The following is a 20,518-nucleotide window of genomic DNA, read 5'->3' on the forward strand; positions in this document are numbered from 1 at the left end:
AATGCTGCAACCTTCCCGTCGTAAGTTCCGCAAGGAACAGAAGGGCCGCAACACCGGCGTGGCCACGCGCGGCGCTGCCGTGTCGTTCGGCGAATTCGGCCTGAAGGCCACCGAGCGCGGCCGCCTGACGGCGCGCCAGATCGAAGCGGCTCGCCGCGCGATCTCGCGTCACATCAAGCGCGGCGGTCGGATCTTCATCCGGATCTTTCCGGACAAGCCGATCTCGCAAAAGCCTGCCGAAGTCCGCATGGGCAACGGCAAGGGCAACCCCGAGTACTACGTCGCCGAGATCCAGCCCGGCAAGGTGTTGTACGAGATCAATGGTGTGCCCGAAGCCCTGGCCCGCGAAGCGTTCACGCTTGCAGCGGCCAAGCTGCCCCTGAGCTGCACGTTCGTCGTGCGCCAGGTCGGCACCTGATCGAAGGAAACACCATGAAAGCATCCGAACTGCGTACCAAGGACGTGGCGGCGCTCGAGAAGGAAGTCTCCGACCTGCTGAAGGCCCATTTCGGCCTGCGCATGCAGAAGGCGACCCAGCAGCTCAGCAACCACACCGTTCTCCGCAAGACCCGTCGTGACATCGCACGTGCCAAGACGGTGCTGAACGAGAAGAAGAAGGAGGCCGCGAAATGAGCGAGCAAGCCACCGAGCAGACGCAAGAGAAGGTCACGCCGAACCGCGTGCCCCGTTCGTTCATCGGCACGATCGTCAGCGACAAGCGCTCGAAGACGGTCACCGTGCTGGTGGAGCGTCGTCATATGCACGAGCTGTACGGCAAGATCGTCGCGCGTTCCAACAAGTACCACGCCCACGACGAAGCGGGCGAGTACAAGATGGGCGACGTGGTCGAGATCACCGAAGGTCGTCCGATCTCGAAGACCAAGTCCTGGCGCGTCACGCGCCTGGTGAAGAAGGCGGAAGCGGTTTAAGCGCTGCTGCTGCCCACGACGGCCGGTTCGCTATCTCGATGGCGGCCGGCCGTTTTCCATGGTGTCATTCACTTGACGGAGCACATCCCATGCTGAAGATCGGAGACCGGCTTCCCTCGGTCACGCTGCAGGAATTCATCGACGCTGAAACCGAAGGCTGCGCCCTCGGCCCCAACCCCGTGGAGCTGGACAAGGCGCTGGCCGGCAAGACCGTGGCCATCTTCGCCTTGCCGGGCGCGTACACGCCAACCTGCTCGGCCAAGCATGTGCCGGGCTACGTGGCGCAGGCCGATGCGCTGCGCGACGCCGGCGTGGACGAAATCTGGTGCATCTCGGTCAACGACGCCTTCGTCATGGGAGCCTGGGGCCGCGAGCAGGGCGTCGCTGGCAAGGTGCGCATGCTGGCCGACGGCAGCGCCGAGTTCACCAAGGCTGTGGGCCTGACGCTGGACCTCACGGCGCGCGGCATGGGCGTGCGCTCACAGCGCTATTCGATGCTGGTCGTCGACGGCGTGGTGAAGTCGCTGGACCTCGAGGCCCCCGGCAAGTTCGAGGTGAGCGACGCCGACACCATGGTCAAGCGCGCCACCGCCCAGGCGGTCGCCCAATGATTTTCGCCGGGCCTGTTGACAGGCCCGGCGCTTCGACGCGATAATCGCGCCTTCGCCGCAAATCTGGTTTGTTTTCGAGCCCGCCGCCAGCGTCATGCGCAGCGCAGCAGGTCGAGCGAACAAGCCAATGAGCGGATCCGCCCACACCACGGGCCCAAGACTGCCTGGCGGGCAGCGCTGAAGTTCTCGGCGCGCCATCAGCCCGACAAGTTGGGATGACAACATGATCCAAATGCAATCGCGGCTTGACGTCGCGGACAACACTGGCGCGAAGTCCGTCATGTGCATCAAGGTGCTTGGTGGCTCCAAGCGTCGCTATGCCGGTATCGGCGACGTGATCAAGGTCAGCATCAAGGAAGCTGCACCGCGTGGTCGCGTGAAGAAGGGCGAGGTCTACAGCGCCGTGGTCGTGCGTACCGCCAAGGGCGTGCGTCGCCAGGACGGCTCGCTGGTGAAGTTCGACGGCAACGCTGCCGTCCTGCTGAACGCCAAGCTGGAGCCCATCGGCACCCGCATCTTCGGCCCCGTGACGCGTGAACTGCGTACCGAGCGCTTCATGAAGATCGTCTCGCTCGCGCCGGAAGTCCTCTGACGCCTTCTAGCAAGGACAAGCAAGCCATGAACAAGATTCGCAAAGGTGACCAGGTCGTCGTTCTGACCGGTCGCGACAAGGGCAAGCGGGGCGTCGTCGCTCAGCGCGTCGACGCCGACCACATCGTGGTCGAAGGCGTGAACGTGGTGAAGAAGCACGTCAAGCCGAACCCCATGAAGGGCACCACCGGCGGCGTGGTCGACAAGACGATGCCGATCCACCAGTCCAACGTCGCGATCTTCAACGCGGCCACGGGCAAGGCGGATCGCGTGGGCGTCAAGCTGCTGGATGACGGCAAAAAGGTCCGCGTCTTCAAGTCCAGCGGCGAAGAGATCAAGGCTTAAACATCATGGCGCAAGACAAAGCAGCCCAAAAAGGCGAGCAAGGCCCCGAAGGCCGAGAAGTCGGTGGCAGTGCCGGCGGGTGAATCGTCGCCGGTCGGCGTCGCTCGCCTGCAGGCGATCTACCGCGAAACCATCGCCCCCAGCCTGGTCGAGAAGTTCGGCTACAAGTCGCCGATGCAGGTGCCCCGCATCACCAAGATCACGCTGAACATGGGCGTGAGCGAGGCGGTGTCGGACAAGAAGGTGATGGACCACGCGGTGGCCGACCTGACCAAGATCGCTGGCCAGAAGCCCGTGGTGACCAAGTCGAAGAAGGCCATCGCCGGCTTCAAGATCCGCGACGGCGTGCCCATCGGCTGCATGGTGACGCTGCGTGGCACCCGCATGTACGAATTCCTTGACCGTTTCGTCACCGTGGCCCTGCCGCGTGTGCGCGACTTCCGTGGTATCTCGGGTCGCGCTTTCGACGGCCGGGGCAACTACAACATCGGCGTCAAAGAACAGATCATCTTCCCCGAAGTCGACTACGACAAGGTGGATGCGCTGCGCGGTCTGAACATCAGCATCACGACCACCGCCAAGACCGACGACGAAGCCAAGGCCCTGTTGACCGCCTTCCGCTTCCCGTTCAAGAACTGAGGTGCCCCGTGGCTAAAGTTTCCCTGATCCAACGCGAGCTGAAGCGCGAGCAACTCGCCGCCAAGTATTCCAAGAAGTACAACGACCTGAAGGCGATCATCAACGACTTCAAGCGTACTGAGGAAGAGCGCTACGCCGCCCGCCTTGAGCTGCAGCAGCTGCCCCGCAATGCGTACCCGACCCGCCAGCGCAACCGTTGCGAGCTGACCGGCCGCCCGCGCGGCACGTTCCGCAAGTTCGGCCTCGCCCGCAGCAAGATCCGTGACCTGGCGTTCAAGGGTGACATCCCTGGCGTCATCAAGGCCAGCTGGTAATCGGCACTCGAAGGAGATCCAGAAATGAGCATGAGTGATCCGATCGCCGACATGCTGACTCGCATCCGCAACGCGCAGATGGTCGAGAAAGCCACGGTGACGATGCCTTCTTCGAAGCTGAAGGTGGCCATTGCCCAAGTCCTGAAGGACGAGGGCTACATCGAGAACTTCGCCGTCAAGGGCGACGGCAAGGCCGAACTCGAAGTGGCGCTGAAGTACTACGCCGGCCGCCCGGTGATCGAGCGCATCGAGCGTGTGAGCCGCCCTGGTCTGCGTGTCTACCGTGGCCGCCACGACATCCCCCAGGTCATGAACGGCCTGGGTGTTGCCATCGTGACAACGCCGCGTGGCGTGATGACCGATCGCAAGGCGCGCCAAGCCGGTATCGGCGGCGAAGTGCTCTGCTACGTCGCGTAAGGGGAGTCTGAAATGTCCCGCGTAGGAAAAATGCCGGTCGTCGTCCCGCAAGGCGTGGACGTGGCCATTAAGGACGAGCAGATCGTCGTGAAGGGCGCGTTGGGCTCGCTGTCCCGCCCGGTGCACGGTCTGGTCAAGGTGAAGACCGAGGGCGGTGCCCTGCTGGTCGCGCCCGCCGACGAGTCGGCGGCTGCCAATGCGATGAGCGGTACCGTGCGCGCCCTGGTGGCGAACATGGTGACGGGCGTCAGCAAGGGCTTCGAGCGCAAGCTGAACCTGGTCGGCGTGGGCTTCCGTGCCCAGGCCACGGGCCAGAAGCTGAACCTGCAGATCGGGTTCTCGCATCCGGTGGTCAAGGAAATGCCGGCTGGCATCACCGTGACCTGCCCGACGCAGACCGAGATCCTGATCAAGGGTGCAGACCGCCAGGTGGTCGGCCAGGTCGCGGCAGAAGTGCGCGCCTTCCGTCCGCCCGAGCCTTACAAGGGCAAGGGGATCCGCTACAGCGATGAGCGTGTGGTCCTCAAAGAGACCAAGAAGAAGTAAGGAGCGGCCACATCATGACGACGACGACCAAGAAGGAACAACGCCTGCGCCGCTCGCGGCAGACGCGTGTCCGCATCGCGATCCAACGCGTTGCACGCCTGACGGTGTTCCGCTCCAACCTGCACATCTACGCCAACGTGCTGTCCGACGACGGCACCAAGGTGCTGGCCAGCGCTTCGACCGCCGAGAAGGAAGTCCGCGAGCAGCTGGGCGCCGCCGGCAAGGGTGGCAACGCTGCAGCAGCCTCGATCGTGGGCAAGCGCATCGCCGAGAAGGCGAAGGCCGCGGGCATCGAGAAGGTGGCTTTCGACCGGGCTGGCTTTGCCTACCACGGCCGCGTGAAGGCACTGGCTGACGCTGCGCGCGAAGCCGGCCTGCAGTTCTGATTGAATTGAGGAACTAAACATGGCGAAGTTTCAACCTCGCGCCCAGACCGAAGCGAACGACGACGGTCTGAAGGAAAAGATGATTGCGGTGAACCGCGTCACCAAGGTGGTCAAGGGCGGCCGCACGCTGAGTTTCGCTGCGCTGACCGTGGTCGGTGACGGCGACGGCCGCATCGGCATGGGCAAGGGCAAGGCCAAGGAAGTGCCGGTCGCGGTGCAGAAGGCCATGGACTCGGCCCGCCGCAACATGGTCAAGGTCTCGCTGAAGAACGGCACCATCCACCACACGGTGCGTGGTGTTCACGGCGCAGCCAAGGTCATGATGGGCCCGGCCAAGCCGGGTGACGGCATCATCGCCGGCGGCCCGATGCGCGCCGTGTTCGAAGTGATGGGCGTGACCGACATCGTGGCCAAGAGCTTCGGTTCGACCAACCCCTACAACATGGTTCGTGCAACGCTCGACGCGCTGAAGAACTCGACGACGCCTGCCTCGGTCGCTGCAAAGCGTGGCAAGACGGTCGAAGAAATCTTCAACTGAGCCTGCGGACCGGAGAACTTTCATGTCCGACAAGAAAACCCTGACCGTGAAGTTGGTCAAGAGCGTCGCGGGTACCCGCCAGTCGCACCGCGATACGGTGCGCGGCCTCGGCCTGCGCAAACTCAACAGTGAGCGCCAGCTGGAAGACACGCCGGCCGTGCGCGGCATGATCAACAAGGTCGCCTACCTCGTGAAGGTGCTGTGATGCAACTCAACACGATCAAGCCGGGAAGCGGCTCCAAGCATGCGAAGCGCCGGGTCGGCCGTGGTATCGGCTCCGGTCTGGGCAAGACCGCTGGTCGCGGCCACAAGGGTCAGAAGTCCCGTGCGGGCGGCTACCACAAGGTCGGCTTCGAAGGCGGCCAGATGCCTCTGCAGCGCCGCCTGCCGAAGCGTGGCTTCAAGTCGCATTCGCTGAAGTACAACGCCGAAATCACGCTGGCCGATCTGGAAGCGCTGGGCGCCGACGAGGTCACGCTGGTGATGCTGAAGCAAGCCGGCCTGGTGGGCGAGCTGGCGAAGGTGGTCAAGGTCATCAAGTCGGGCGAGCTGACCAAGAAGGTTTCGCTGCAGGGCATCGGCGCGACTGCCGGCGCCAAGGCTGCCATCGAAGCCGCAGGCGGTTCGCTGGCCTGATAGCGCGAGCTGCAAGGACAACCTCGAGTGTCAACCAACGCCAATCAGCTGGCCAAGAGCGGCAAGTTCGGTGACTTGCGTCGCCGGCTTGTGTTCCTGCTTCTGGCACTGGTCGTCTACCGCATCGGCGCTCACGTGCCGGTGCCGGGCATCGATCCGGTGCAGCTGCAGCAGCTGTTCAAGAGCCAGAGCGGCGGCATCCTGAACCTGTTCAACATGTTCTCGGGCGGGGCGCTGTCGCGCTTCACCGTGTTCGCGTTGGGCATCATGCCGTACATCTCGGCGTCGATCATCATGCAGTTGATGACCTACGTCGTGCCCACGCTCGAAGCGCTGAAGAAGGAAGGCGAGTCGGGCCGCCGGAAGATCACCCAGTACACGCGCTACGGCACGTTGGGACTGGCCATCTTCCAGTCCCTGGGCATTGCGCTGGCGTTGGAAGGTTCGCCCGGCTTGGTGCTCGCGCCCGGCTTCGGCTTCCGGATGACGACGGTGGTGAGCCTGGTGGCCGGAACGATGTTCCTGATGTGGCTGGGTGAGCAGATCACCGAGCGTGGGCTGGGCAACGGCATCTCGATCCTGATCTTTGCGGGCATCGCCGCGGGCCTGCCGAGCGCTGTGGGCGGCTTGTTCGAGCTGGTGCGCACCGGTGCGATGAGCATCATCGCTTCGTTGTTCATCATCGCCGTCATCATCCTGGTGACCTTCGCGGTGGTGTTCGTGGAGCGCGGTCAACGCAAGATCCTGGTCAACTATGCCAAGCGGCAGGTCGGGAACAAGGTGTATGGCGGCCAGTCGTCGCACCTGCCGCTCAAGCTGAACATGTCCGGCGTGATCCCGCCGATCTTCGCGTCGTCGATCATCCTGTTGCCGGCGACGGTGGTGGGTTGGTTTGCGACCGGCGAGGGTCTGCAGTGGCTGAAGGACATCTCCGGGGCGCTGTCGCCGGGGCAGCCGATCTACGTGATGCTGTATGCCGCGATGATCGTGTTCTTCTGCTTCTTCTACACCGCCCTGGTGTTCAACAGCCGCGAGACCGCTGACAACCTGAAGAAGAGTGGCGCTTTCATCCCGGGCATCCGGCCGGGTGACCAGACCGCGAGGTACATCGATCGCATCCTGTCGCGGCTGACGCTGGCCGGTGCGGTGTACATCACGGCGGTGTGCCTGCTGCCCGAATTCCTGGTGCTGAAGTACAACGTGCCGTTCTATTTCGGTGGAACGTCGTTGCTGATCATCGTAGTGGTGACCATGGACTTCTGGGCGCAAGTCCAGAGCTATGTGATGAGTCAGCAGTATGAGTCGTTGCTGAAGAAGGCCAACTTCAAGGCAAGCTGAAGCGCGAGACCGTATGGCAAAAGACGATGTCATCCAGATGCAGGGGGAGATTCTCGAAAACCTCCCCAACGCAACCTTCCGTGTGAAGCTCGAGAACGGCCACGTGGTTCTCGGACATATCTCCGGAAAGATGCGCATGCATTACATCCGCATTCTTCCCGGCGACAAGGTCACCGTGGAGCTCACCCCGTATGACTTGAGCCGGGCACGCATTGTGTTCCGCGCGAAATAAGGAGAAGACCATGAAAGTTGCAGCATCGGTCAAGAAGATGTGTCGCAATTGCAAGATCATCCGCCGCAAGGGCGTGGTGCGTGTGATCTGTACCGACCCGCGCCATAAGCAGCGCCAGGGTTGATCAGCGCCGAACCAGATTAAGAGGACACCATGGCACGCATTGCTGGTATCAACATTCCGCAGCACAAGCACACCGAGATCGGCCTGACGTCGATCTACGGCATCGGTCGCACGACCGCGCAGAAGATCTGCGTCGCTGCTGGCATCGAGTTCAACAAGAAGGTCAAGGACCTGACCGACGCCGACCTGGAGAAGATCCGGGACGAGATCGGCCGCATGACGATCGAAGGCGACCTGCGTCGCGAGCAGTCGATCAACATCAAGCGCCTGATGGACCTCGGCTGCTACCGCGGCATGCGTCATCGCCGTGGCCTGCCGGTGCGTGGTCAACGCACGAAGACGAACGCCCGCACCCGCAAGGGTCCGCGCAAGTCCGGCGCGCTGGTCAAGAAGTGATCGACGCGGTCGGCAACGGATTGAAGGATTAAGACATGGCCAAGGCACCCAACAACAGCGCAGCACGTCGTGTGAGCAAGAAGGTCCGCAAGAACATTGCGGACGGCATCGCTCACGTGCACGCGTCGTTCAACAACACCATCATCACGATCACGGACCGCCAGGGCGGCGCGCTGTCGTGGGCCTCGAGCGGCGGCCAGGGCTTCAAGGGTTCGCGCAAGAGCACCCCGTTCGCGGCCCAGGTGGCTGCGGAAACCGCAGGCCGTGCAGCGCAGGAACAAGGTATCAAGAACCTCGACGTGCGGATCAAGGGCCCCGGCCCGGGCCGTGAGTCGTCGGTGCGTGCACTGGCATCGCTGGGCATCCGCATCACGTCGATCTCCGACGTGACGCCGGTGCCGCACAACGGTTGCCGTCCGCAGAAGCGTCGCCGCATCTAAGCGACGTTCCAAGGACGTCGGTAGCGTCTCCAGGGCGCTGCCGACGTTTGTCCTTCAGCCCACCGTTCGTGCCGTGACGTCGGCGCGGACTCACGCGACAAACATCGGTCGCGTCAGATAAACAAGGAAAACCAAGTGGCACGTTACCTCGGCCCCAAGGCCAAACTCTCGCGCCGTGAAGGCACCGACCTCTACCTGAAGAGCGCGCGTCGCCCCATCGGCGACAAGGCGAAGTTCGACAGCAAGCCGGGTCAGCACGGCCGCACCAGCGGTTCGCGTACCAGCGACTTCGGCCTGCAGCTGCGCGAGAAGCAGAAGGTCAAGCGCATGTACGGCGTGCTGGAACGCCAGTTCCGCCGCTACTTCGAGGAGGCTGAACGCCGCCGCGGCAACACCGGTACCAACCTGCTGACGCTGCTGGAATCGCGCCTCGACAACGTGGTGTACCGCATGGGCTTCGGCTCGACCCGCGCCGAAGCTCGCCAGCTGGTGTCGCACAAGTCGATCACCGTCAACGGCCAGGTCGTGAACATCGCTTCGTACATGGTCAAGGCGGGCGACGTGGTCGCCGTGCGTGAAAAGGCCAAGAAGCAGCTGCGTGTGACCGAGTCGCTGAAGCTGGCTCAGTCGATCGGCATGCCGGCCTGGGTCGAAGTGAACGAGTCGAAGCTGGAAGGCGTCTTCAAGAAGACCCCGGACCGCGACGAATTCGGCGCCGAGATCAAGGAAGCGCTGATCGTGGAACTCTACTCGCGCTGATCCAGGCGACTGACGCGCGTGCGGCCGTGTGGCCGCGCGCGCGCGTTTTGTTTTCGGCCGCTGTGTTTGCCGGGCACGCAGCGGCCTCGCATGGCCCGACATGTCCATCAGCCTTATCGGTGTAACGAGCCGAGGGTATTGACAGGAACACCACTCAATGCAAACCAATCTGCTGAAACCCAAAGCCATCCAAGTCGAGCCGCTGGGCGATCGCCGTGCCAAGGTGACGCTCGAGCCGTTCGAGCGGGGCTACGGGCACACGCTGGGCAATGCCCTGCGCCGTGTGCTGCTGTCGTCGATGGTGGGTTACGCGCCGACGGAAGTCACCATCGCCGGCGTGCTGCACGAGTACTCGACTGTCGACGGCGTTCAGGAAGATGTGGTCCACATCATGCTGAACCTGAAGGGCGTGACGTTCCGTCTGCACAACCGCGACGAAGTGACCCTGGTGCTGCGCAAGGAGGGCGAAGGCCCCGTGACCGCCGGCGACATCCAGACGCCGCACGACGTCGAGGTCATCAACCCCGACCACGTGATCGCGCACCTGGCCAAGGGCGGCAAGCTCGACATGCAGATCAAGGTCGAAAAGGGCCGTGGTTACGTGCCGGGCAACCTGCGCCGCTTCGGTGACGAGCCCACGAAGTCGATCGGCCGCATCGTGCTGGACGCTTCGTTCTCGCCGGTGCGCCGCGTGAGCTATGCCGTCGAGAACGCCCGCGTCGAGCAGCGTACCGACCTGGACAAGCTCGTGATGGAGATCGAGACCAACGGTGCGATCAGCCCCGAGGAAGCCATCCGTGCTTCGGCCAAGATCCTGGTCGAGCAGCTGGTGGTGTTCGCTCAGCTGCCGCACGAAGACGGCGAGATCTTCCAGGCGCCTTCGGCACCGCGAGCCGGTGGCAACTTCGATCCGATCCTGCTGCGCCCGGTCGACGAGCTCGAGCTGACGGTGCGTTCGGCCAACTGCCTGAAGGCCGAAAACATCTACTACATCGGCGACCTGATCCAGCGCACCGAGACCGAGCTGCTGAAGACGCCGAACCTCGGCCGCAAGTCGCTGAACGAGATCAAGGAAGTGCTGGCATCGCGCGGGCTCACGCTCGGCGCGCGCCTCGAGAACTGGCCGCCCCAGGGCCTGGACAAGCGTTAATCAAACGCTGTCATGTGCAACCCCCGGTACCTGATCCGGCCGGGGTTCAATAAGTAAAGGAACGCACCATGCGCCACCGCAACGGACTTCGCAAACTCAACCGCACCAGCTCCCACCGCCTGGCGATGCTGCGCAACATGGCCAACTCGCTGCTGCAGCACGAAGCCATCAAGACCACGGTCCCCAAGGCCAAGGAACTGCGCCGCGTCGTCGAGCCGCTGATCACGCTGGCCAAGGAACCCACGCTGGCCAACCGCCGCCTGGCTTTTTCGCGCACCCGTGACCGCGATATCGTCACCAAGCTGTTCAACGAACTCGGCCCGCGCTACAAGGCGCGCCCGGGCGGCTACACCCGTATCCTGAAGATGGGCTTCCGTGTCGGCGACAACGCGCCGATGGCCTTCGTCGAGCTGGTGGATCGTCCCGACGTCGCCGTGGCTGAAGAAGCCACCGACGCTGCCGAGTAAGTCACTTCGGCGTTGCAGCCCACTATTTTCGAACTTTGTTCGATAGGGGCTGGCAAGACGCCGAAAGCACGCTATACTGTCAGCTTCCGTCGCGGGGTGGAGCAGTCTGGTAGCTCGTTGGGCTCATAACCCAAAGGTCGCAGGTTCAAATCCTGCCCCCGCAACCAGAATCCGAGACAGGCCCCCACGTAAGTGCGGGGCCTGTTTTTTTGTTCGAAGCTTTTTGCTTCGGATGGATTTTTTCGATCGGGCCCGCATCGAACGGGCCTTTGTCTCAAGGACCGACCGCCGTGTTCATTTCCGAAGCCTTTGCCCAAACCGCACCTGCCGCCGCCGAAGGCGCGGGTTCCAGCCTGCTGAGCATGCTGCCGCTGGTGCTGATGTTCGTGGTGCTGTACTTCATCATGATCCGTCCCCAGATGAAGCGGCAGAAGGAACACAAGGCGATGATCGATGCCATCGCCAAGGGCGATGAAGTGGTGACGGCGGGTGGTCTGCTCGGCCGCATCAACAAAGTGGGCGAGAGCTTCGTGCACGTGGAACTGGCCAGCGGCGTCGAGGTGCAGCTGCAGCGCACCGCCATCACCCAGGTGCTGCCCAAGGGCACGATCAAGTAAACCCGCCACCGTTCGTTTAAACCCGGCGCGGGCTCCCGCGCCAGGGGAGTCTGTCGATGAACCGCTATCCGTGGTGGAAGTACGCGATGCTCGCCATCGCATTCGTGATCGGGCTGCTGTACACGCTGCCCAATTTCTTCGGCGAGGCACCTGCGGTGCAGGTGTCTAGCGGCAAGGTCACGCTGAAGGTGGACAGCTCGCTGGTGCAGCGAGTGGAGCGGGCGCTGGCGGACGCACAGCTGACGCCGGACTTCGTTCAGTTCGACGGCAATTCGGTGCGCGCCCGCTTCCGGGACACTGACACGCAGATCCGCGCGAAGGACGTGTTGTCTCGCGCGCTGAACCCCGACGCCAACGATCCGGCCTACATCGTCGCACTCAACTTGGTGAGCCGTTCTCCTGCATGGCTCACCTCCATGCGCGCCTTGCCGATGTACCTCGGCCTGGACCTGCGCGGGGGCGTCTACTTCCTCATGCAGGTGGACATGAAGGCGGCGCTGACGAAGCGTGCCGAGGCGCTGACCGGCGACATCCGCTCGCTGCTGCGCGAGAAGAACATCCGCCACACAGGCATCGTGCGCGACGGCAACGTCGTGCGAGTGTCGTTCCGCGATGCGCCCACGCTGAACTCGGCGCTTGCCGAGCTGACGGCCTCACTGCCGGACCTGCAGTGGACGCAGGGCACCGCTGGCAGTGGCGATCTGCAGCTGACCGGTTCGCTGAAGCCGCAAGCCGCCACCGCGGTGCAGCAGGCGGCGCTCAAGCAGAACATCACCACGTTGCACAACCGCGTGAACGAGCTGGGCGTGGCCGAGCCCGTGATCCAGCAGCAGGGTGCCGACCGCGTGGTGGTGCAGTTGCCGGGCGTGCAGGACACGGCGAAGGCCAAGGACATCATCGGCCGCACCGCCACGCTGGAAGTGCGTCTGGTGGATGACAGCACGGAAGCGGCTGCGGCCGCCATCGGTTCGGCGCCGGTGCCGTTCGGCACCGAACGCTACGTCGAGCGCGGCGGCGCCCCGTTGATCGTCAAGCGCCAGGTGATCCTCACCGGCGAGAACCTGACGGATGCGCAGGCCGGATTCGACGGCCAGAACCAGGAGCCGGCGGTGCACCTGACGCTGGACGCCAAGGGCGCACGGATCTTCCGCGACATCACGCGGGAGAACGTGGGCAAGCGCATGGCCATCCTGTTGTTCGAGAAGGGCAAGGGCGAGGTCGTGACCGCGCCGGTGATCCGCAGCGAGATCGGCGGCGGGCGCGTGCAGATCAGCGGGCGCATGACGACCCAGGAAGCGAACGACACCGCACTGCTGCTGCGCGCGGGCTCGCTGGCCGCGCCGATGGAGATTGTGGAAGAGCGCACCATCGGCCCGAGCCTGGGCGCCGAGAACATCGCCAAGGGTTTCGACAGCGTGCTGTACGGCTTCATCGCCATCGCGGTGTTCATGTGCTGCTACTACCTGCTGTTCGGCGTGTTCTCTACCGTGGCGCTGGCGTTCAATCTGCTGCTGCTGGTGGCGATCCTGTCGATGCTGCAGGCCACGCTGACGCTGCCCGGCATGGCGGCCATTGCGCTGACGCTGGGCATGGCGATCGACGCCAACGTGCTGATCAACGAACGTGTACGCGAGGAGCTGCGCAACGGCAGCGCGCCGCAGACGGCGATCCTGGTCGGCTATGAACGCGCCTGGGGCACCATCCTCGACTCCAACGTGACCACGCTGATCGCCGGCGTCGCGCTCCTGGCCTTCGGCTCGGGACCGGTGCGCGGCTTCGCGGTGGTGCATTGCCTGGGCATCCTCACCTCGATGTTCTCGGCCGTGGTGTTCTCGCGTGCGCTGGTCAATCTCTGGTATGGCCGCAAGAAGAAGCTCAAGTCGGTGTCCATTGGCCAGGTTTGGCGCCCCAGCGCTGAACCCGGCAAAGCGGCGCAGGCCTGAAGGAGCGACAGATGGAGTTTTTCCGCATTCGCCGCGACATCCCGTTCATGCGCCATGCACTGGTGCTGAATGCGGTGTCGTTGATCATGTTCGTGGCGGCCGTGTTCTTCCTCGTCACGCGGGGGCTGCACCTGTCGATCGAGTTCACTGGCGGCACTGTTGTCGAAGTCGCCTACGCCCAGCCGGCCGACATCAACAAGGTGCGTGAGACGGTCGAAGGCATGGGCTTCGGCGAGGTTCAGGTGCAGAACTTCGGCACCTCGCGCGACGTGTTGATCCGCCTGCCGCTGCGTGGCGACGTCAAGCAGACCGAGGTGGTCGACCGGGTGTTCCAAGGCTTGTGCAAGGCCGAGGGGGGCACCGTCCAATCGATCGCCGTCACAGTGGCCGGCGACCCGGCCACCCGTCAGCAGTGCGCCGCCGGCGAGGCGCGGCCGCTGGAGCTGTCGCGCAGCGAGGTGGTGGGGCCGCAGGTGGGTCGCGAGCTGGCCATCGATGGCGCCAAGGCGCTGGCCTTCGTGATCATCGGCATCGTGATCTACCTGGCCATCCGCTTCGAATGGAAGTTCGGCGTGGCCGGCATCATTGCCAACCTGCACGACGTGGTGATCATCCTGGGCTTCTTCGCCTTCTTCCAGTGGGAGTTCTCGCTCACCGTGCTGGCAGCGATCCTGGCGGTGCTGGGCTACTCGGTGAACGAGTCGGTGGTGATCTTCGACCGGGTGCGCGAGGCTTTCCGCAAGTACCGCAAGCTCAACACCGCGGAAGTGATCGACCACGCGATCACCAGCACCATCAGCCGCACCATCATCACCCACGGCTCCACGCAGCTGATGGTGCTGTCGATGCTGCTGTTCGGCGGCCCTTCGCTGCACTACTTCGCGGTGGCGTTGACGATCGGCATCTGCTTCGGTATCTACTCGTCCGTGTTCGTCGCCGCGGCCATCGCCATGTGGCTGGGCATCAAGCGCGAAGACCTGGTCAAGGGCGGCCCCGCCAAGGCCTCCGACCCCGACGACCCGAACGCCGGGGCGGTGGTGTAGAGTCAGTTCGCCCCCACAAGCGAACCTACGCACCCACGCATGGCGACCGCAGCCGACTACTCCGCACTCGCGAACCAGGTTCGGCGTCTCTATACGGAAGAGCTGGTCAAGGGCTTCGTCGGTGTGTTGACGGCGGTGGAGGCGCTGGCCCGCCAGCAGCAGGACAAGCCGGCCGACTACACCACCACGCAACGCCGACGCGATACCGTCGCGGCGCTGCAGCAGCGCGGCGGCGCCTGGCACCAGGCCACCGTCGGCGCGCTGCGCAACGCGATGCTGTACGGCGTCTCGGCGTCGCGCCCCGGCGACCTGCCACGGGCGCCGCGCGACAGCGAACAGAAGCTGTCGCTGGTGGATGACGACACGATCGAGCGCGAGATCCTTGGCTCGCGCCTGGCGCTGGCCATCATGGACCGTGCCTCCTGGGAGTTCACCGACCTGCGCTCGCGGGTAGCGCTGCTGGAGCGGCGCGAGGAGCTCGATGCCAACGACATGCTGCGGGCGCATGTGCTGGCCCGCATCACGGTGGACGCCTGGTGCAGCGCCGGCCTGTCCGTGGCTTCGTGGCGAGACCTGCAGCCCGTGCTGCACGAGGAACTGGCGGCGCTGGGCCAGGCGGCCTATCACCAATGCAACCAGTGGCTGGCGAGCCAGCAGGTGCTGCCCCAGGTTGATCTGCGGCCGATGATCCGCCGCAGCCCACAAGGCGCCACCGGCTACGGAAGCCTGCCGCAGCGCAGCGGCGGCACCGTGCCCGGCGCACTGCCGGGTCAGGCCGACGCCTCGGTCACCGCGCGCACCGGCTTCTCGGGTGGGCGCACCCAGCAGGCACGCCTGCCATCGGGCGGACCCGGCCTGGGCAACTCGGACGAGACCCGCATGCTCACCTCCGCGGCGCCGCTGCCGCGCGGTGGCGAGCATGCGGAAGCCGTGCTCGGCCGGCTGAACCGCCTGGTGGGCCGTCAGCTGCCGGAATTTGCCGGCAGCACGCAGCGCAGCACCGCGCGCACGGCCTCGCCGGGCCTGACGGCGGCCATCGGGCTGGCGCAACAGGGCATCCAGCGGCGCTTCAGCGCGTCGCAGGTGGGCGTGGCGGGTGGTGCAGCGGGCACGGTGAGCGCGCCCACGCTGCTGGAGGACCTGCAGCAGCGCAAGCAGGTGCTGAAGAAGGCCGCCGAGACGCCGGTCGAGCGCGCCACCATCGAGATCGTCGCGCTGCTGTTCCAGGCCATCCTCACGGAGGAGAGCATTCCGGCCAGCGTGCGCGTGTGGTTCGCGCGGCTGCAGATGCCGGTGCTGCGGGTGGCGGTGACCGAGCCCGACTTCTTTGCCACCACCGACCATCCGGCGCGCAAGCTGATCGACCGGATGGGCGCCTGCGTGATGGGCTTCGATGCGTCGTCGCGCGCGGTAGGCGACGCGCTGGAGCGTGAGATCAAGCGGGTGGTGCAGGTGGTGGAGGCTTATCCCGATACCGGCCGCCGCGTGTTCCAGACGGTGCTGACCGAGTTCGAGAAGTTCCTGGAGCACTACTTCCGCAACGAGAACGAGGCCACTCGCAAGGGCGTGTCGCTCGCTCAGCAGGTGGAGCAGCGCGAGACGCTGGCCATCCAGTACACCATCGAGCTGCGCAAGATGCTCAACGAGGTGCCGGTGCAGGAGGGCGTGCGCCAATTCCTGTTCCAGGTGTGGGCCGACGTGCTGGCGATGACCGCCGTGAAGTTCGGCGTGCAGAGCGATGAGACCAAGGCCATGAAGCGCGCGGCCGCCGACCTCATCTGGTCGGCCAGCGCCAAGGTGTCGCGCGAGGACCGCGCAGAGGTGATCCGCCGCCTGCCGCCGCTGCTGAAGACGCTGCGCGAGGGCATGGCTTCGGCCGGGGTCACGCCGGACAAGCAGGACGAGCAGGTGCGTGCGCTGAACAACTCGCTGGCCGCCGCCTTCACCGCCAAGGCCGCGGCGATTCCCCACGACCGCTTCGAAGAGCTGATGGAGCGGCTGGAAACGCTGGAAGAACTGCTGCCCGACACCGAGGACGTGCAGATCGACGAATCGACGGTGCTGGACCTCTCGGGCCACGAGACTTCGGAGCTGGAAGTGGCGACCGAAGGCGGCTCGGTGCCCACGCCTGCCATGCTGGCCTGGGCGCGGGAGCTGCAGGTGGGCAGCTGGTTCATGCTGGACTTCCGCGGGCGGAACGAACCGGTGCAGCTCGCTTGGCAGGGGCTGCGTCGGCAGTTGAGCTTGTTCGTCACGCCCAGCGGGCGCTGCGTGCTGTTCCAGCAGCAGCGGCTGGCGGCGTTCCTGCAGGCCGGGCTGTTGCTGCCGGCGCAGGACGAGGCGCTGACGGTGCGTGCCACGCGCAATGCGCTGGCGCGGCTGGACGTGGACCCGGCCCGCTTGCTGAATTGAGGCAGCGGCGGCCGGCAGCCGCCGTCAGTGGATCAGGCGGTCCTCCGGTGCGACGAACAGTTCGTCCAGCACCAGCGTGTCGGGCTCCTTGCCCAGGCTCCAGAAGACCATCAGCACGATGATCTTGATGTCGTCCAGCTCGATCGGCGCCACGCCGATGGCACTGGCGCGGTCCACCACCATCTCGCGCATCGGCGGCGGCAGCACGCCGGCCGACTCCAGGAAGCTGATGAAGCCGATGGATTCCTCGCCCAGCAGGTCCTGCTCGGCGGGCGTGTAGACGCGGATGCTCGTCTGGCGTTGCTCGCCGCTGTAGCACTCGGCCACGGTGGCGAGGCCGTCCAGCCAGGAAAGCGCTTCCTGGATCTCATCCGATTCAAAGCCGGCCGACGACAGTTTCCGCGCCAACTGGTCGTGGTCCGGGCAGGCGTCCGGACGCCAGTAGTTTTCGTACAGATAGACGAGGACGTCGAACATGAATTGACTATACCCCAGGGGTTTCAGCCCGTTCGGCTGAAACAATCCGGCCTTTTCGAGGCTGTCTGGAGCCGGCCGACGGCGGAATTTCAGGCCAGTGCGCGGCGCTGGAACAACCCACCGGGCAGCCGCACCACCAGGCCATCCAGTTCCAGCTCCAGCAGGCGCGCATTGAGCGCCGGCGCCGGCCAGCCGCAGCGCGCGATGAGCGCGTCCAGCGTGGCCGGGTCATGGCCCAGGGCAGCCAGCACCGGGTCGGACTCGGCCGGCGGCGGGTCGTCGTCCGGCGCCTGGAGATCGTCGGGCAGGTCGGTTTCCCGCGCAGGCAAGGGCGCCAGGCCGGCCAATTCCTCCAGCACGTCCTCCACCTGTTCCACCAGCTTCGCGCCCTGCTTGAGCAGTGCATGGCAGCCGCGGGACTGCACCGCATGGATGGAGCCGGGGATGGCGAAGACATCGCGTCCTGCTTCGAGTGCCATGCGCGCAGTGATAAGCGACCCGGAGCGCAGCGCGGCCTCCACCACCAGCGTGCCGCGCGACAGGCCGGCGATGATGCGGTTGCGCATCGGGAAGTGCTCGGCCAGCGGCGGCGTGCCGAGCGCGAACTCGGAGAGCAGCAAGCCCTCCTGCGCGATGCGGTGGGTCAGCGCCTTGTGGTGGCTGGGATAGATGCGGTCCAGCCCGGTGCCGACCACGCCGATGGTGCTGCCCGGCCCGGTGAGGGCGCCCTGGTGGGCCGCACCGTCGATGCCGAGCGCCAGGCCGGAGACGACCGTCCAGCCGGCGTGGCTGAGCGCGGTGCCGAAGGCGCGGGCGTTGTCGGTGCCCTGCGCGGTGGGATGGCGGCTGCCCACGATGGCGATGGCCTGGCGGTGCAGCAGCTCCAGCCGGCCGTGTGCCCACAGCATCAGCGGCGGATCGGCGGTGTGCAGCAATGCCGGCGGGTAGGCGGCGTCGCCCAGCATCAGCAGCGTCCGGCCCTCGCTCCGATCCAGCCAGGCCAGGGTGTCGGCCAGCAGGCGGCGGTGGAAGTCGTCAGGCTCCGCGGTGAGCAGAGCGGCGGCGGCCGGCCCGGCGACCTGGGCCAGCGCGGCCTCGCTTGCATCCAGCACCGCAGGCGCGCTGCCGAAGGCCGCGAGCAGCCGCCGCGCCTTGGCGCGTCCGAGCCCGGACCCGGCAGTCAACCTCAGCCATGCCCCCACTTCCCGAGGGTCGGACATGGCGCGCCGCCTAGTCGGGTTGGGTGAAGCGGTCGCTGGCCCGGACGGGCGCCTGCACCTGGAGGATGAGCGCATACGACACGCGCTCGAACACGCTGAACACGAACAGCAGCCCGTTGCGCTCGTCGGGCAGTTTCATCACTGCGCGCTGCGGGTCGCTGCGGTCCACCACGGTGTCGCCGCGCTGCCAGAGCGCCAGCACATGGCCGCGCTCGAGGCCGTCGGCCGAGCCGCGGTTGAGCGAGACGATCTGGTTCTGGCCGGCGCTCAACGCATCGCCGTACACCGAGATGATGCGACCGCTCATCGGCGTGGCCGGTGCATGCGGTGCATAGCTGCTGAAGTCCTGGGCGGGCACCGGCACCAGCCGGTCGCCGATTCCCACTTCCTCGCGGTTGCTCATCACGCGCACCGTGGCAGGCACCACCTGGGCCTTGCCGTCGGGGGTGGCGATGGTGTCGCCGGCCCGCACGTACTCGGCCGTGCCCACAAAACGTGCCTCGTAGCCCAGCACCTGCTGCGTTTCCGGGTCGCGCAGCGGCTAGGCTTCGCGGAACACGCGCCAATCGCGCATGCCGCCCATCTCGCCACGCACGTAGGCGAGGTCGCCACGGGCCATCAGCACGCGGCCTTCCGGGGCGGCCACCACGCGCGGCGCCGTGCCGAGTTCGTCGCCGGAGAACACCACCGCTTCATTGAGGAAGGGTGCGATCAGGTGCAGCGGCACCGAGGAGATGGCGTCGCCTTGCACCGGGCCGCTGCGCACCCGCGGCGAGAGCTTGACGGTGCCATCGGTGCGACCCTGGGTTGGCCCAGGCGCAGGCGCGCGCGTTCGCCGCTGCGGTCCAGGTAGACCACCTGGCCGGGATAGATCAGGTGCGGGTTGCGGATCTCGCTCAGGTTCATGCCCCACAGCTCGGGCCAGCGCCACGGCTTGCGCAGGAACAGGCCGGAGATGCGCCACAGCGTGTCGCCGGTCTTCACGGTGTACGAGTCGGGCGCGTCGGCGGCCAGTTCGTCGAAGGGCACGCCTTGCTGGGCCACCTGTTGCGCGGTGCTGCGCTGGGCCGGGGTGACAGGCAGCGTGGCGGGCTGCGCCATCGCCGCAGCCGCGGCAGCCAGTGCCAGCAAGCCGGCGCCTGCACGAAGGAAGCCGGCAGGACGCGGGCGCAGGGGGCGACGAATCATGAGTGGGGATCTCCGGGGGCTTGCATCACGACCGAAACCGACGGTGCAAAATCACGGGTTGCCGAACGGTCTGCGACTGCACCAGCGAACGTGGCCTTGACCGGGCCGCGGAAATGCTCACATGTTGCCGCAGATTGTGCCCATAGACCCTTGATATCGCAACGAAAGTGCCCATTTGTGGCACCTTCCGCAAACGCAGCCGCGGCACCGTGGTTGCCGTCCTGCCGGCGTACACGCATCAGCCATGGCCCTGCTTCCCATCCTTCGTTATCCCGACCCCCGCCTGCACACCGTCGCCAAACCGGTGAAGGAGGTGGACGACCGCATCCGCCAGCTGGCCGACGACATGCTTGAGACGATGCGCGAGGCCGACGGCGTGGGCCTGGCCGCCACGCAGGTGGATGTGCATGAGCGGCTGATCGTGATGGACACCTCCGAGACGCACGACCAGCCGCGTGTGCTGATCAACCCCGAGATCATCGAGCGCAGCGAGGAGATGATGGTCGGCGACGAGGGCTGCCTGTCGGTGCCCAGCATCTACGACAAGGTGGAGCGGCATGCCCGCGTGAAGGTGCGCGCGCTGGGCCGCGATGGCCAGCCTTATGAATTCGAGGCGGAGGGCCTGACCGCCGTGTGCGTGCAGCACGAGATGGATCACCTGATGGGCAAGGTGTTCGTGGAGTACCTGAGCCCGCTCAAGCGCAACCGCATCAAGAGCAAGATGCTGAAGAAGGCGCGGGAAGACGAGAAGTGACCGCCGC

Annotated in this window: 29 protein-coding genes, 1 tRNA gene and 1 pseudogene; 28 read left to right on the plus strand and 3 right to left on the minus strand. The window is 65.6% G+C overall.

Translation table 11 applies throughout. The annotated features are described in order from the left end of the window. Position 1: 1 nt before the first annotated feature. From rplP to LRS14_RS14740, 27 genes are all read left to right on the plus strand, one after another. On the plus strand, positions 2 to 418 hold the full coding sequence (gene rplP / locus LRS14_RS14610) for a 50S ribosomal protein L16 (protein WP_046110762.1): 417 nt from the start codon (positions 2 to 4) through the stop codon (positions 416 to 418). A gap of 14 nt (positions 419 to 432) precedes the next feature. Further along, complete coding sequence (rpmC, locus tag LRS14_RS14615) at positions 433 to 633, plus strand: 50S ribosomal protein L29 (protein ID WP_046110763.1); 201 nt, start codon at positions 433 to 435, stop codon at positions 631 to 633. Then, positions 630 to 929, plus strand: a complete 300-nt coding sequence (gene rpsQ / locus LRS14_RS14620; RefSeq protein WP_046110764.1) for a 30S ribosomal protein S17 — start codon at positions 630 to 632, stop codon at positions 927 to 929. The genes rpmC and rpsQ overlap by 4 nt, the downstream gene beginning before the upstream one ends. A gap of 89 nt (positions 930 to 1,018) precedes the next feature. Continuing rightward, entirely contained in the window at positions 1,019 to 1,540 is a 522-nt protein-coding gene (locus LRS14_RS14625; protein ID WP_257799993.1) for a peroxiredoxin, read from the plus strand. A gap of 223 nt (positions 1,541 to 1,763) precedes the next feature. Continuing rightward, positions 1,764 to 2,132, plus strand: a complete 369-nt coding sequence (rplN, locus tag LRS14_RS14630) for a 50S ribosomal protein L14 (RefSeq protein WP_011831006.1) — start codon at positions 1,764 to 1,766, stop codon at positions 2,130 to 2,132. Between the two features lie 26 nt (positions 2,133 to 2,158). Next, on the plus strand, positions 2,159 to 2,476 hold the full coding sequence (rplX, locus tag LRS14_RS14635) for a 50S ribosomal protein L24 (RefSeq protein WP_046110766.1): 318 nt from the start codon (positions 2,159 to 2,161) through the stop codon (positions 2,474 to 2,476). A gap of 69 nt (positions 2,477 to 2,545) precedes the next feature. Further along, positions 2,546 to 3,115, plus strand: a complete 570-nt coding sequence (rplE, locus tag LRS14_RS14640) for a 50S ribosomal protein L5 (RefSeq protein WP_046111180.1) — start codon at positions 2,546 to 2,548, stop codon at positions 3,113 to 3,115. Between the two features lie 8 nt (positions 3,116 to 3,123). Further along, entirely contained in the window at positions 3,124 to 3,429 is a 306-nt protein-coding gene (gene rpsN / locus LRS14_RS14645) for a 30S ribosomal protein S14 (RefSeq protein WP_046110767.1), read from the plus strand. Positions 3,430 to 3,453: 24 nt separating this feature from the next. Next, on the plus strand, positions 3,454 to 3,846 hold the full coding sequence (gene rpsH / locus LRS14_RS14650; RefSeq protein ID WP_046110768.1) for a 30S ribosomal protein S8: 393 nt from the start codon (positions 3,454 to 3,456) through the stop codon (positions 3,844 to 3,846). Positions 3,847 to 3,858: 12 nt separating this feature from the next. Continuing rightward, positions 3,859 to 4,392 (plus strand): 50S ribosomal protein L6, encoded by a 534-nt coding sequence (gene rplF, locus LRS14_RS14655; protein ID WP_046110769.1) that lies wholly within the window; start codon positions 3,859 to 3,861, stop codon positions 4,390 to 4,392. Between the two features lie 14 nt (positions 4,393 to 4,406). Then, on the plus strand, positions 4,407 to 4,778 hold the full coding sequence (gene rplR, locus LRS14_RS14660) for a 50S ribosomal protein L18 (protein WP_046110770.1): 372 nt from the start codon (positions 4,407 to 4,409) through the stop codon (positions 4,776 to 4,778). 19 nt (positions 4,779 to 4,797) lie between these two features. After that, positions 4,798 to 5,316: a 30S ribosomal protein S5 gene (rpsE, locus tag LRS14_RS14665; RefSeq protein WP_046110771.1), complete on the plus strand. Its 519-nt coding sequence runs from the start codon at positions 4,798 to 4,800 to the stop codon at positions 5,314 to 5,316. Positions 5,317 to 5,338: 22 nt separating this feature from the next. Further along, positions 5,339 to 5,521 carry a 50S ribosomal protein L30 gene (rpmD, locus tag LRS14_RS14670; protein WP_046110772.1) on the plus strand — a complete coding sequence of 61 codons (183 nt, stop codon included), beginning with the start codon at positions 5,339 to 5,341 and terminating at the stop codon, positions 5,519 to 5,521. After that, positions 5,521 to 5,952, plus strand: a complete 432-nt coding sequence (rplO, locus tag LRS14_RS14675) for a 50S ribosomal protein L15 (protein WP_257799994.1) — start codon at positions 5,521 to 5,523, stop codon at positions 5,950 to 5,952. Before rpmD ends, rplO begins: the two co-directional genes overlap by 1 nt. A gap of 27 nt (positions 5,953 to 5,979) precedes the next feature. Further along, a complete protein-coding gene (gene secY, locus LRS14_RS14680) occupies positions 5,980 to 7,290 on the plus strand; it encodes a preprotein translocase subunit SecY (protein ID WP_046110774.1) in 1,311 nt (436 codons plus the stop codon). Positions 7,291 to 7,303: 13 nt separating this feature from the next. Continuing rightward, entirely contained in the window at positions 7,304 to 7,522 is a 219-nt protein-coding gene (infA, locus tag LRS14_RS14685) for a translation initiation factor IF-1 (RefSeq protein WP_009855680.1), read from the plus strand. Positions 7,523 to 7,532: 10 nt separating this feature from the next. Further along, positions 7,533 to 7,646: a 50S ribosomal protein L36 gene (gene rpmJ / locus LRS14_RS14690; RefSeq protein ID WP_009548427.1), complete on the plus strand. Its 114-nt coding sequence runs from the start codon at positions 7,533 to 7,535 to the stop codon at positions 7,644 to 7,646. A 29-nt stretch (positions 7,647 to 7,675) separates the two neighbouring features. Further along, positions 7,676 to 8,041, plus strand: a complete 366-nt coding sequence (gene rpsM, locus LRS14_RS14695) for a 30S ribosomal protein S13 (RefSeq protein WP_046110775.1) — start codon at positions 7,676 to 7,678, stop codon at positions 8,039 to 8,041. Positions 8,042 to 8,076: 35 nt separating this feature from the next. Then, positions 8,077 to 8,481: a 30S ribosomal protein S11 gene (gene rpsK / locus LRS14_RS14700; RefSeq protein WP_046110776.1), complete on the plus strand. Its 405-nt coding sequence runs from the start codon at positions 8,077 to 8,079 to the stop codon at positions 8,479 to 8,481. Between the two features lie 135 nt (positions 8,482 to 8,616). Next, positions 8,617 to 9,240 (plus strand): 30S ribosomal protein S4, encoded by a 624-nt coding sequence (gene rpsD / locus LRS14_RS14705; protein ID WP_046110777.1) that lies wholly within the window; start codon positions 8,617 to 8,619, stop codon positions 9,238 to 9,240. Positions 9,241 to 9,397: 157 nt separating this feature from the next. Continuing rightward, positions 9,398 to 10,390 carry a DNA-directed RNA polymerase subunit alpha gene (locus tag LRS14_RS14710; RefSeq protein ID WP_046110778.1) on the plus strand — a complete coding sequence of 331 codons (993 nt, stop codon included), beginning with the start codon at positions 9,398 to 9,400 and terminating at the stop codon, positions 10,388 to 10,390. 68 nt (positions 10,391 to 10,458) lie between these two features. Then, positions 10,459 to 10,857 (plus strand): 50S ribosomal protein L17, encoded by a 399-nt coding sequence (gene rplQ, locus LRS14_RS14715; RefSeq protein WP_046110779.1) that lies wholly within the window; start codon positions 10,459 to 10,461, stop codon positions 10,855 to 10,857. A gap of 90 nt (positions 10,858 to 10,947) precedes the next feature. Then, positions 10,948 to 11,024, plus strand: a tRNA-Met gene (locus LRS14_RS14720). A 123-nt stretch (positions 11,025 to 11,147) separates the two neighbouring features. Next, positions 11,148 to 11,474, plus strand: a complete 327-nt coding sequence (gene yajC / locus LRS14_RS14725) for a preprotein translocase subunit YajC (RefSeq protein ID WP_046110780.1) — start codon at positions 11,148 to 11,150, stop codon at positions 11,472 to 11,474. 56 nt (positions 11,475 to 11,530) lie between these two features. Further along, entirely contained in the window at positions 11,531 to 13,417 is a 1,887-nt protein-coding gene (secD, locus tag LRS14_RS14730; RefSeq protein ID WP_046110781.1) for a protein translocase subunit SecD, read from the plus strand. 11 nt (positions 13,418 to 13,428) lie between these two features. Further along, the gene (gene secF, locus LRS14_RS14735; protein ID WP_046110782.1) at positions 13,429 to 14,460 is read left to right on the plus strand and encodes a protein translocase subunit SecF; all 1,032 of its coding nucleotides are present in this window, start codon (positions 13,429 to 13,431) and stop codon (positions 14,458 to 14,460) included. A gap of 39 nt (positions 14,461 to 14,499) precedes the next feature. Further along, positions 14,500 to 16,872, plus strand: coding sequence for a DUF1631 family protein (locus LRS14_RS14740; protein WP_046110783.1), 2,373 nt, complete (start codon positions 14,500 to 14,502; stop codon positions 16,870 to 16,872). A gap of 24 nt (positions 16,873 to 16,896) precedes the next feature. On the opposite strand, the gene LRS14_RS14745 is transcribed toward LRS14_RS14740, so the two are convergent. The 3 genes and pseudogenes from LRS14_RS14745 to LRS14_RS30700 all read right to left on the minus strand — a co-directional run bounded on the left by LRS14_RS14745 (position 16,897) and on the right by LRS14_RS30700 (position 19,757). Then, positions 16,897 to 17,349 (minus strand): DUF494 family protein, encoded by a 453-nt coding sequence (locus tag LRS14_RS14745; protein WP_046110784.1) that lies wholly within the window; start codon positions 17,347 to 17,349, stop codon positions 16,897 to 16,899. 89 nt (positions 17,350 to 17,438) lie between these two features. Beyond that, positions 17,439 to 18,569 (minus strand): DNA-processing protein DprA, encoded by a 1,131-nt coding sequence (gene dprA / locus LRS14_RS14750; RefSeq protein WP_257799995.1) that lies wholly within the window; start codon positions 18,567 to 18,569, stop codon positions 17,439 to 17,441. Between the two features lie 10 nt (positions 18,570 to 18,579). Next, positions 18,580 to 19,757 (minus strand): annotated as a pseudogene (locus LRS14_RS30700) (LysM peptidoglycan-binding domain-containing protein). Positions 19,758 to 20,001: 244 nt separating this feature from the next. Here LRS14_RS30700 and def point away from each other — a divergent pair. Then, positions 20,002 to 20,511: a peptide deformylase gene (def, locus tag LRS14_RS14760; RefSeq protein ID WP_046110787.1), complete on the plus strand. Its 510-nt coding sequence runs from the start codon at positions 20,002 to 20,004 to the stop codon at positions 20,509 to 20,511. Positions 20,512 to 20,518: the final 7 nt, after the last annotated feature.

Source organism: Aquincola sp. J276, from assembly GCF_024700035.1.
GTDB lineage: Bacteria > Pseudomonadota > Gammaproteobacteria > Burkholderiales > Burkholderiaceae_C > Aquincola > Aquincola tertiaricarbonis.

Excerpts from the sequence above, each read along its gene's own strand:
- rplP (WP_046110762.1), top strand. The coding sequence starts at position 2 with ATGCTGCAACCTTCCCGTCGTAAGTTCCGCAAGGAACAGAAGGGCCGC.
- rpmC (WP_046110763.1), top strand. The coding sequence starts at position 433 with ATGAAAGCATCCGAACTGCGTACCAAGGACGTGGCGGCGCTCGAGAAG.
- rpsQ (WP_046110764.1), top strand. The coding sequence starts at position 630 with ATGAGCGAGCAAGCCACCGAGCAGACGCAAGAGAAGGTCACGCCGAAC.
- LRS14_RS14625 (WP_257799993.1), top strand. The coding sequence starts at position 1,019 with ATGCTGAAGATCGGAGACCGGCTTCCCTCGGTCACGCTGCAGGAATTC.
- rplN (WP_011831006.1), top strand. The coding sequence starts at position 1,764 with ATGATCCAAATGCAATCGCGGCTTGACGTCGCGGACAACACTGGCGCG.
- rplX (WP_046110766.1), top strand. The coding sequence starts at position 2,159 with ATGAACAAGATTCGCAAAGGTGACCAGGTCGTCGTTCTGACCGGTCGC.
- rpsH (WP_046110768.1), top strand. The coding sequence starts at position 3,454 with ATGAGCATGAGTGATCCGATCGCCGACATGCTGACTCGCATCCGCAAC.
- rplF (WP_046110769.1), top strand. The coding sequence starts at position 3,859 with ATGTCCCGCGTAGGAAAAATGCCGGTCGTCGTCCCGCAAGGCGTGGAC.
- rplR (WP_046110770.1), top strand. The coding sequence starts at position 4,407 with ATGACGACGACGACCAAGAAGGAACAACGCCTGCGCCGCTCGCGGCAG.
- rpsE (WP_046110771.1), top strand. The coding sequence starts at position 4,798 with ATGGCGAAGTTTCAACCTCGCGCCCAGACCGAAGCGAACGACGACGGT.
- rpmD (WP_046110772.1), top strand. The coding sequence starts at position 5,339 with ATGTCCGACAAGAAAACCCTGACCGTGAAGTTGGTCAAGAGCGTCGCG.
- rplO (WP_257799994.1), top strand. The coding sequence starts at position 5,521 with ATGCAACTCAACACGATCAAGCCGGGAAGCGGCTCCAAGCATGCGAAG.
- infA (WP_009855680.1), top strand. The coding sequence starts at position 7,304 with ATGGCAAAAGACGATGTCATCCAGATGCAGGGGGAGATTCTCGAAAAC.
- rpmJ (WP_009548427.1), top strand. The coding sequence starts at position 7,533 with ATGAAAGTTGCAGCATCGGTCAAGAAGATGTGTCGCAATTGCAAGATC.
- rpsM (WP_046110775.1), top strand. The coding sequence starts at position 7,676 with ATGGCACGCATTGCTGGTATCAACATTCCGCAGCACAAGCACACCGAG.
- rpsK (WP_046110776.1), top strand. The coding sequence starts at position 8,077 with ATGGCCAAGGCACCCAACAACAGCGCAGCACGTCGTGTGAGCAAGAAG.
- LRS14_RS14710 (WP_046110778.1), top strand. The coding sequence starts at position 9,398 with ATGCAAACCAATCTGCTGAAACCCAAAGCCATCCAAGTCGAGCCGCTG.
- rplQ (WP_046110779.1), top strand. The coding sequence starts at position 10,459 with ATGCGCCACCGCAACGGACTTCGCAAACTCAACCGCACCAGCTCCCAC.
- secD (WP_046110781.1), top strand. The coding sequence starts at position 11,531 with ATGAACCGCTATCCGTGGTGGAAGTACGCGATGCTCGCCATCGCATTC.
- secF (WP_046110782.1), top strand. The coding sequence starts at position 13,429 with ATGGAGTTTTTCCGCATTCGCCGCGACATCCCGTTCATGCGCCATGCA.
- LRS14_RS14740 (WP_046110783.1), top strand. The coding sequence starts at position 14,500 with ATGGCGACCGCAGCCGACTACTCCGCACTCGCGAACCAGGTTCGGCGT.
- LRS14_RS14745 (WP_046110784.1), bottom strand. The coding sequence starts at position 17,349 with ATGTTCGACGTCCTCGTCTATCTGTACGAAAACTACTGGCGTCCGGAC.
- dprA (WP_257799995.1), bottom strand. The coding sequence starts at position 18,569 with ATGTCCGACCCTCGGGAAGTGGGGGCATGGCTGAGGTTGACTGCCGGG.
- def (WP_046110787.1), top strand. The coding sequence starts at position 20,002 with ATGGCCCTGCTTCCCATCCTTCGTTATCCCGACCCCCGCCTGCACACC.